Source organism: Pseudomonas sp. FH4 (genome assembly GCF_000510915.2).
GTDB classification, from domain to species: Bacteria; Pseudomonadota; Gammaproteobacteria; order Pseudomonadales; family Pseudomonadaceae; genus Aquipseudomonas; species Aquipseudomonas brenneri.
The window spans coordinates 1-2328 of sequence record NZ_AOHN01000039.1; the positions used below are offsets into that span (position 1 = coordinate 1).

Genomic DNA, 2328 nt, shown 5'->3' on the forward strand with positions numbered 1-2328 from the left:
CAATTTAACGGGGAGTTGGTGTCCGGTCTGGTAGGGGCAAGTCCACCCTCATCATAATAAACGTCTGCGGCCGGATCCTTACCTAACGCTCCACGCTCGAATTGCAACGACCAGTTAGCCGCGTCCCCCTTGATACGGGTCTTCTCTTTCAGCGATTTCGCATTGACCGTAAAGTCGTCTGGCACCTTATGTTTCTCGCTATTCAAATAGTCTTTCAGCCCAACAATTTCATCCACTAAGTCAGCGGGTACGTGTGCGACAGCGACGTGGCAGATAGCGTCCAAGCGCGCAGATTTGCCTGCGGCCAACTGCTCCTCCAGATACTTGATCACCGCCTCTTTGGCCTTGTAACCAAAGCCTTTTAACGTTTTGTTGTCGCGAAAAAACCGTGCAACGTTATCAATGGCATTTTTGGTAGCGCGTCCGGAAGCTACTCCTTTCGCGCATCCCAGTGCAGAGATGAAATAATCGGATGCCTGACTATCACGGCCCCGGCTGATGAAGCACAGGTAGGTTGAATCCACTTCATCCTCCGCGTCATCTTCATTCTGCTCAGGCGCAGCAGCGGCCGCAGCAGCCATAGCCTTTATGGCCACGAAACTCGCTAAATTGATCCTGGCGGCCTGCTGAACCTTGTTGAGATCGACCTCTTGAATTTCCTTGGGCACATAGTTCTCGTCCAGCTGTATACCGCCGCGTTCCTTCATGCTGGCGACCAGGAAAAAGTCGGTTGCACCTGCGGTGTACTGAGCGCAAAGGATGTGTCCACCGGTCGATAAGACTTGATTACCGGCTTGCTCCACCAACTGGTCCATTGCCAAGTGGGTCAAGTCGATAAATCGCGCTTCATCATCTTGTACTTCTACGAACGCGGTGAAGCGCTCTGGAAACGGTCCCTGACGGTCATCATTGGCAAACTGGCCGTAGACCACGCTGTTGCCTTCTTTGCCGATGAGGCCGTGGATACCATTGACCAGAAAATGCAACGCGGGATTTTCAGTATCGAGCGCCACATCCTTCTTGACCACCTCGGAGATAACGCTGGTCTTGGCCAGCTTCTTGAAGCTGTGAATAATGGCAGTTTTCAGCGTAATCATAGGTCGAATTCCGTTCCGATAGTATCAATATGGAATCACTGAAAATAGCACCTTACCCAGCAAACTTCAGGGCTTATCTCGATATCAGATATCACCTAAGGGCTCCAACACCTAGTGATCAGTAAGGCTGCACGAACCCAATAACTGTATATGCATACAGCATAATACTCTATGCCATTCATCAGCACGAGGGTCTGAGCGTCGAAACGCGGACAGCATCATCTAGGCTTGTCACAGACCATAGTCTCTAACGTAGACTCAGTCTGAAAAGTTTTTCCAATCTTATCCGTCAGCGCTGGAGCACAGCTGAAGAGCGGGGACCGCCCACGCTGGATCGATCAGATCCTTCGTTTGAAGCAATTCTTCGAAGGAATCTATCCCAAAGATTACCCGAGGTTCTAGGTAATGCGCAGGAGGCCTTTTACCTACTGAAGAACAGATTTTTGGAGGGTTTGATCTCAAGACAGGTCACACAAGAACTCGACTGTCTGGACGATAGTCCGGGTAATGGTCATGTGTCGCCACTCCGCTATAGGCCTGGTTCTGGGGACGATTGTTACGAACGCCATGTCTCAGTAAGCACCGAGACAGTACCGCGATGGTTGAGTGGGACGGCGCCCAAAACATTGAGCGTCGATAAATACCACATTACGCGTCCGTGACTCTCAGTACAGGCTCAAAGCGACATCTAGGTCCGTCTGTACCCTTCGGCCGGGTCCCATCAACACATAAACGGTATTTTTGGTCTCGAACAGGCAATCGTGGGTGAAGGAAACTCCCAATGAGGTTCTTACCCAGCGGGCGCGATGGAAACGTCCTCAGCTATCGTGGAGAACAAACAAAGTGTTGACCAGTGTAGGAGTAACTCCTCCTCTAACAACGACCTTTAACTGACGGGGGGAGACCACTAAATCAACCATTATCCAGTCAGCGACTAGGCAATAGGTCCGTCCAGGGAAGTAAGATCCGATCAGAGCCACGGCGTCTGAATGAGGAAGCTCACATCCAGGTATTTTTTCACCACCAGAAACCAGTTCTGCTAGGCCCGCCAGATTCATTCATCCCTCCGACCCACTTCATAAATCGAGTCGAATGATTAATCACACCAGTCAGCATAGCTGCCCGTAAATCGCCCGACTTAAACCCCGATGAACAGCACGCAAAACTTGGCTCATCTGCTCAAAAGTGGACTTGCCCCTACCAGACCGGACACCAACTCCCCGTTAAATTG

General features: G+C 50.9%; 1 protein-coding gene. It reads right to left on the bottom strand.

The features are described 5' to 3' along the window. On the bottom strand, positions 1-1097 hold a 1097-nt coding region (locus H097_RS24230), incomplete at its 3' end, for a nucleoid-associated protein (protein ID WP_050593439.1). Positions 1098-2328 lie beyond the last annotated feature (1231 nt).